Genomic DNA, 7,417 nt, shown 5'->3' with positions numbered 1-7,417 from the left:
AAAATACTCACACCACACACAAACCAACCAAACCCCAAGAGGCGGTTGATCATTCGCGGATGTGAAGTACCAAAAAAATTTTGGCACTGACATTCATCGACACACTGTTGAGTTCTCAAAGAACACGCACACACCATCACCACGACCCTATGGCCGCCGCTCCGGGGCAACTTTTCCAGCCTATCCCATCATGATCATCGGCGCAAACCGCTGAACATTCGGGGAAGAACTGGAGGTGAAGCACAACCATACACGATGGAAACTACTTCAGATTTTGGTCAGGCACTTCGTACAACCTCGTGTCACTCGCCGTAAAGGCGGGAGTCGGTGTCCGTGTCGCTCTGACTTGGAATAAGTTACGCGAACCTTCAATCAATTCACAAATCGCCTGGTCACTACAGCGATTGGCCGGCTAAGGCCAGGTCAGACTGTTGCGCCTATCTGCCAATCGCGAATAGACCCGAGTGTGACGCCGAGCACCGATACCTAGTCGGAGCCCACCCGCTCGATCACTCCCCCGAGTCCACGGAGATTCTCGACGAATCGCGGGTACCCACGGTCGATGTGGAAGATGTCGTGAACTTCGGTGGTTCCGTCCGCAACCAACCCCGCAAGCACGAGCCCGGCGCCTGCCCGAATGTCCGAAGACCACACCGGTGCACTCGACAACACCGGAACTCCGCGGATCACCGCATGGTGACCGTCAGTACGAGCGTCGGCGCCGAGTCGGATCATTTCCTCGACAAATCGGAAACGCGATTCGAATACGTTCTCGGTGATCATCGACGTGCCTTCGGCAACCGCAGCCAAACCGATTGCCATCGGCTGCAGGTCGGTCGGGAATCCGGGGTACGGCAATGTTGCGAAATTGACCGCTTTAGGCCGTTCACGCTGAATGACGCGGAAACCGTCAACCTCGGGAGTCACCTCCGCGCCGGCCGTCCGAAGCTTGTCGAGGACCAGTCCGAGATGCTTGTGGTTCACCCCACGAACGCGGACGTCACCCCTGGTCATGGATGCCGCGACACCCCACGTTGCAGCGACGATCCGATCGCCGATGACACGGTGCGTAGTCGGTTCCAACTTGCGGACGCCTTGAATGGTGAGCGTCGAACTTCCGCCGCCAGATACCTTGGCGCCCATCTCGTTGAGCATGTTGCACAGATCCACGATCTCGGGCTCACGTGCAGCGTTGTCGATCACTGTCTCACCACGGGCGAGGACCGCTGCCATCAAGATGTTCTCGGTTGCACCCACAGACGGGAAGACCAGGCGGATGTTCGCTCCATGCAGGTCGTCTGCCTCGGCCACTACACATCCGTGTTCGATCTCGCTGCGCGCACCCAACAGGCGGAGCCCGGATTGGTGCATGTCGAGGGGCCTCGAACCGATGGCGTCACCGCCAGGCAAGGCAACAACAGCGCGTCTACAACGCGCGACCAGCGGACCGAGAACACACACTGACGCTCGGAACTGTTTCACCGCATCGAAGTCAGCGTGATACTTCGGCTCGGCCGGCGTCGTGATCCGCACTTCGGAATCTTCGAGTTCGACTTCGCAGCCCAGACCTCGCAGAACGTCCGCCATCAGCGGTACGTCGAGAATGTCCGGGCAGTTGGTCACGACAGTGGTGCCTTCGGCCAACAGCGCCGCGGCCATCAGCTTCAGCACACTGTTCTTGGCCCCTCCCACCAGTACTTCACCTTCGAGGCGGTTACCCCCGGTCACAAGAAAGTGCTCACTCACGGTTCACAGCCTAGAGCCACAACCTCGTCGGCACCGCGCCGGTACCGTAGCCCTATGTCTGTTCACCTGACGAAGATCTACACCCGGACCGGCGACGACGGGACCACGGGCCTCAGCGATTTTTCCCGCGTGTCCAAGAACGATCCGCGTCTGATCGCCTACGCGGATTGCGACGAGACCAATGCAGCGATCGGTGTGGCCGTTGCCCTCGGCACTCCCCCGGAGAATCTCCTCGCAATGCTGCGCCAGATCCAGAACGACCTTTTCGACGCAGGGGCCGACTTGTCCACCCCCGTGGTCGAGAACCCGAAGTACCCGCCGCTACGAGTGACTCAGTCCTACATCGATCGACTCGAAGGATGGTGCGATGAACTCAATGAGCAACTGGCACCGTTGAATTCGTTCATTCTGCCGGGCGGAACCGCCTTGGGAGCCCTGCTTCACGTAGCAAGAACCGTCTCGCGGCGTGCTGAGCGTGCGGCTTGGTCCGCCATCAATGCGAACCCGGAGGACACGAGCGTGCTCCCCGCGAAATACCTCAACAGATTGTCGGATCTGCTCTTCATCATGGGAAGAGTGGCAAATCCTGAAGGCGATGTGCTCTGGAAGCCCGGCGCCGGGGCTTGAGCGGGACCGGTCAGGCGGTGCGTCGCCTACGGGCGCGCCCGTCCGGCCGAGATTCCACCCAGGACAGGAACGCTGTCAATGCTCCACTGTCCAAAGCGATTTCGTAGGCCGACGAGCCGTCATTGACCTTGACCACGACGATGTCGTCGCTCATGATGTCGAATTCGGTACCCGAGGGAGAACGACGGCTCTCGACCTCGATACCTTGACGATCGATCCTGGAGTCCGGGCCCGGCCGCAGACTCGACAGTTTGAAAAAGACAAAGGTGCTTTCGCCGTAGCGAATGATTCCGTGACGCCACCCGCTGTCCCCCGGAGATGGCAGAACACGAAGCAGTGCAGCGGTACCGCCGCGACGCAGAACCAGCAGACGATACAGAAAAGCCGCGACGAGAACCGCGAGCAGCACAACCAGAATGATCAACACAGTCATTCCGAATGTCACTGTTCGTCGGCTCCCGTCGCGGCTTTACTCGAGTAACTTACGCGCGCTCGACGGCCCGGAGCTGACCCTTGGCGACCGCAATCGCTTCGAGGTCGCCCGAGTTCTCGGCCAAGACAGCCTTGGCTGCCTCGACGTCGATGTCCTGTGCCATGTCCGCGGACTCGGCAAGGATCGTCACCGTCGTCGCAGTGACGGAGAGAAATCCTCCGTGTACCGCAGCAACGATACGCTCGCCGTCGACCGAGGTGATCGACACGGTTCCGCCCTCGATCAGCTGGCCGAGGACCGGCTCATGCCCAGGCATGATTCCGATTTCACCCTCGGTGGTCTGAGCGCTGACCAGCGTCGCCGAACCAGACCACAAGCGCTGCTCGACGGCAACGAGTTCTACGGTCATCTCAGCCATCGTGGACTACTTCCCGGCCATCTTCTTGGCTGCAGCCTCGACGTCGTCGAGTCCACCGCAGCTGTTGAATGCCTGCTCGGGCAGGTGATCGAACTCGCCCTTGCAGACGCGGTCGAAGGCTTCGATCGTGTCGCGGAGCGGCACGACGGAGCCGGGCTCACCGGTGAACTTCTCGGCAACGATGAAGTTCTGGCCGAGGAACTTCTGGATACGACGGGCGCGGCCGACGAGGACCTTGTCCTCTTCCTGAAGCTCGTCCATACCGAGGATGGCGATGATGTCCTGCAGTTCCTTGTACTTCTGCAGGATGCGCTTGACCTCGTTGGCAACGCGGAAGTGCTCGGCACCGACGATGCCGGGCTCCAGGATGCGGGAGGTCGAGCTCAGCGGATCCACAGCGGGGTAGATACCCATCTGCGAAATCGGGCGCGAAAGCTCGGTGGTGGCATCGAGGTGCGCGAACGTCGTAGCCGGCGCGGGGTCGGTGTAGTCGTCGGCGGGCACGTAAATAGCCTGCAGCGAGGTGATCGAGCGACCGCGAGTCGAGGTGATGCGCTCCTGGAGCTCACCCATCTCGTCCGCCAGCGTGGGCTGGTAGCCCACTGCCGAAGGCATACGGCCGAGGAGGGTGGAAACCTCGGAGCCTGCCTGCGTGAAGCGGAAGATGTTGTCGATGAACAGCAGAACGTCCTGGCCCTGGACGTCGCGGAAGTACTCCGCCATCGTCAGTGCGGACAGGGCGACGCGCATACGCGTTCCGGGCGGCTCGTCCATCTGGCCGAAGACAAGGGCGGTGTCCTGGAGGACGCCCATCTCTTCCATTTCCAGGTGGAGGTCGGTGCCCTCACGGGTACGCTCACCGACGCCTGCGAACACCGAGGTGCCCGAGAACTCGCGAGCGATACGCGTGATCATTTCCTGGATCAGAACGGTCTTGCCGACGCCGGCGCCACCGAACAGGCCGATCTTTCCACCCTTGACGTACGGGGTGAGAAGGTCGATGACCTTGATGCCGGTCTCGAGGATCTCGGTCTTACCTTCGAGCTGATCGAAGGCTGGTGGCTTGCGGTGGATGCCCCACTGCTCGCCGTCGCGGCCGAGGCCGGGGGTGTCGAGGCAATCGCCCAGGGCGTTGAACACGTGGCCCTTGACGACGTCACCGACGGGAACCGAGATCGGCTTGCCCGAGTCGGTCACTGCAGTGCCGCGGACGAGGCCGTCGGTGGGCTGCATGGAGACGGTGCGGACCAGGTTGTCACCGAGGTGCTGTGCAACCTCGAGCGTCAGCGTCTTGGCGACCGAGGGAAGCGTGATCTCGGCGTTCAGGGCGTTGAACAGTTCAGGAACAGCGCCACGCGGGAATTCAACGTCCACGACGGGACCGATGACCCGCACGACGCGGCCGGCTACGGCCGAAGCCGAACCTGCCCCGTTGTTTTCGGTTACTGCTGCGGTCATGTGCTAGTCACTTCCTGCGCTCGAGGCGAGCGCGTTGGCGCCGCCGACGATCTCGCTGATTTCCTGGGTGATCTGGGCCTGGCGAGCCTGGTTGGCCTGACGGCTCAACGTGTTCACCAGTTCGTTTGCGTTGTCCGTCGCGGCCTTCATGGCAGTACGACGGGCTGCCGACTCCGATGCCGCAGCATCGAGAAGCGACGAGAAGATACGAGTGCTGACGTACTTCGGGAGAAGAGCGCCGAGAAGCTTCTCGGGCTCGGGCTCGAAGCTGAAGTCCGCGACGGGGCCATTGTCATGGTCGTCGTCGTGGCCGTTGGTCAGCATGTCGTCACCGAGTTCGATGCGCTCTTCCGACACGAAGACCTCGAGAGGAGCCATACGGCGAACCTCGGGAGTCTGCGTCAGCATCGACACGAAGCGGGTGTAGACGATATGGAGTTCGTCGACGCCCTCGATCGTGCCTTCACCGTTCGGAGCGGCAACCTGGTTACCCGAACCAGCCATGAACAGCTCCACCAGGTGGCGGCTGGCCTTCGCGGCATCCGAGTAACCCGGATCCTGCGAGAAGCCCGTCCACGCAGCACCGATGTCGCGGCCGCGGAACGTGTAGTAGCCGAGCCCCTTGGAACCGAGCACGTACACGACCGGCTCCTTGCCCTCGCTGCGGAGGAGAGCCATGAGCTCTTCTGCCTGCTTGAGGACGTTGGAGTTGTAGCCACCACACATGCCGCGGTCACTGGTGACAACGAGGACCGCTGCCCGCTTGGGCTCCGGACGCTCGTTGAGCAACGGGTGATCGAGCGAAGCAGACGCACTCGCCAATTCGGTGAGTACCTTCGTGATCTCCTCGGCATATGGCTTGGACGCGGCGACGCGAATCTGAGCCTTGGTGATACGCGAAGTCGCGATCAGTTCCTGTGCCTTGGTGATCTTCTTGGTCGAGTTGACCGACTTGATACGAGACCGCAATTCGAGAATGCTCGCCATCGATCAATCACTCTCCCTTCGGAATTCGCAGTGTCATGGGCGCGTACGTCACTTGCTGACGGTCTTGCGCTTGACGTTGATCTGCTCGTTCGCGACCTCGTCGGCGCCCAAAGCGTCAGCCTCGGCTTCGTTCACGACCCGGCTTCCGTCGGATGCGATGAAGCCTTCCTTGAACTTGTTCGTCGCGGCGATCAGCTCAGCAGCGTTGTCGGCATCGAGTGCCTTACCGCCGTTGATGCTGGAGTAGACGCCAGCAGCCGAGTGCTTGAGGTCTTCGAGCAGTTCCTTCTCGAAGCGACGGACGTCGCCGATCGGAACGCTGTCGAAGATGCCTTCGCCGGCCAGGTAGATCGAGACGATCTGGTCCTCGACGGGGATCGGGCTGTACTGATCCTGCTTGAGCAGCTCGACCAGACGGGCGCCGCGCTCGAGCTGAGCCTTGGAGGCAGCGTCGAGGTCGGAAGCGAAGGCGGAGAACGCTTCGAGCTCACGGAACTGAGCCAGTTCCAGACGCAGCGAACCGGAAACCTTCTTCATGCCCTTGGTCTGTGCAGCGCCACCGACGCGGGAGACCGAGATACCGACGTTGATCGCGGGGCGAACGCCCTTGTTAAACAGGTCGGACTCGAGGAACACCTGACCGTCGGTGATGGAGATGACGTTGGTCGGGATGTAAGCCGAGACGTCGTTCGCCTTGGTCTCGATGATCGGCAGAGCCGTCAGCGAGCCACCGCCGAGTGCGTCGGACAGCTTCGCCGAACGCTCCAGCAGACGGGAGTGCAAGTAGAAGACGTCACCGGGGTAAGCCTCGCGTCCCGGCGGGCGACGCAGCAGCAGCGAGATGGCGCGGTACGCCTCTGCCTGCTTGGTCAGGTCGTCGAACACGACCAGAACGTGCTTGCCCTGGTACATCCAGTGCTGGCCGATGGCCGAGCCGGTGTACGGTGCGAGCCACTTGAAGCCTGCGGAATCAGATGCCGGAGCAGCAACGATGGTGGTGTATTCCATCGCGCCCTTCTCCTCGAGGGCAGCCTTGACGCCCGCGATGGTGGAACCCTTCTGACCGATGGCAACGTAGATGCAGCGCACCTGCTTGTTGACATCGCCGGAATCCCAGTTGGCCTTCTGGTTCAGGATGGCGTCGATGCAGACCGCGGTCTTGCCGGTCTTGCGGTCGCCGATGATGAGCTGGCGCTGGCCGCGGCCGATCGGGGTCATGGCGTCGATAGCCTTGATACCGGTCTGGAGCGGCTCTTCGACCGGCTGGCGCTCGAGCACCGAAGCGGCCTGGAGCTCGAGTGCACGGTTCTCGGTGCTCTCGATCTCGCCGAGGCCGTCGATGGGCGCACCCAGCGGGTCGATGACGCGGCCGAGGAAAGCATCGCCGACGGGAACCGACAGAACGTCGCCCGTGCGCTTTACTTCCTGGCCTTCTTGAATGTTCTGGTAATCGCCAAGGATGACGGCACCGATTTCGGTGGCATCCAGGTTGAGCGCGACGCCGACGATTCCACCGGGGAACTCCAACAGCTCGTTGGACATAGCCGAAGGCAGGCCAGAGACGTGCGCAATGCCGTCACTGGTGTCGGTCACTGTGCCGACCTCCTCACGGGAGGCCTCCGGGGAGTAGCTCGCGGTGTAGTTGTCGATCGCGCTACGGATCTCGTCGGAGGAGATCGTCAGCTCCGCCATGTTTTTCCTGCTCTCGGTGTCTGGTCTTCGAAAAGATCTGGAGTATGTGTTCGGCT

Annotated in this window: 7 protein-coding genes; 1 reads left to right on the top strand and 6 read right to left on the bottom strand. The window is 61.7% G+C overall.

The window, feature by feature from the left end:
- Positions 1-486: 486 nt before the first annotated feature.
- A complete protein-coding gene (murA, locus tag PCS43_RS30855) occupies positions 487-1,746 on the bottom strand; it encodes a UDP-N-acetylglucosamine 1-carboxyvinyltransferase (protein WP_007726224.1) in 1,260 nt (419 codons plus the stop codon).
- A 54-nt stretch (positions 1,747-1,800) separates the two neighbouring features.
- On the opposite strand from murA, the gene PCS43_RS30850 reads away from it, so the two are divergent.
- Entirely contained in the window at positions 1,801-2,373 is a 573-nt protein-coding gene (locus PCS43_RS30850; RefSeq protein ID WP_030537338.1) for a cob(I)yrinic acid a,c-diamide adenosyltransferase, read from the top strand.
- Positions 2,374-2,383: 10 nt separating this feature from the next.
- Here PCS43_RS30850 and PCS43_RS30845 read toward each other — a convergent pair whose 3' ends face one another.
- The 5 genes from PCS43_RS30845 to atpA are packed head-to-tail and all read right to left on the bottom strand — an operon-like array spanning position 2,384 to position 7,361.
- Complete coding sequence (locus PCS43_RS30845; RefSeq protein ID WP_029255703.1) at positions 2,384-2,806, bottom strand: DUF2550 domain-containing protein; 423 nt, start codon at positions 2,804-2,806, stop codon at positions 2,384-2,386.
- Positions 2,807-2,855: 49 nt separating this feature from the next.
- Positions 2,856-3,224 carry a F0F1 ATP synthase subunit epsilon gene (locus tag PCS43_RS30840; protein ID WP_003941287.1) on the bottom strand — a complete coding sequence of 123 codons (369 nt, stop codon included), beginning with the start codon at positions 3,222-3,224 and terminating at the stop codon, positions 2,856-2,858.
- A gap of 6 nt (positions 3,225-3,230) precedes the next feature.
- Positions 3,231-4,682: a F0F1 ATP synthase subunit beta gene (gene atpD / locus PCS43_RS30835; RefSeq protein ID WP_003941349.1), complete on the bottom strand. Its 1,452-nt coding sequence runs from the start codon at positions 4,680-4,682 to the stop codon at positions 3,231-3,233.
- Between the two features lie 3 nt (positions 4,683-4,685).
- On the bottom strand, positions 4,686-5,669 hold the full coding sequence (locus PCS43_RS30830; RefSeq protein WP_003941320.1) for a F0F1 ATP synthase subunit gamma: 984 nt from the start codon (positions 5,667-5,669) through the stop codon (positions 4,686-4,688).
- A gap of 48 nt (positions 5,670-5,717) precedes the next feature.
- Positions 5,718-7,361 carry a F0F1 ATP synthase subunit alpha gene (atpA, locus tag PCS43_RS30825; RefSeq protein ID WP_007726218.1) on the bottom strand — a complete coding sequence of 548 codons (1,644 nt, stop codon included), beginning with the start codon at positions 7,359-7,361 and terminating at the stop codon, positions 5,718-5,720.
- Positions 7,362-7,417 lie beyond the last annotated feature (56 nt).

The organism is Rhodococcus sp. C-2 (assembly GCF_027854095.1).
Taxonomy (GTDB): domain Bacteria; phylum Actinomycetota; class Actinomycetes; order Mycobacteriales; family Mycobacteriaceae; genus Rhodococcus_F; species Rhodococcus_F qingshengii.
This window is presented reverse-complemented; position numbering and strand designations above follow the sequence as displayed.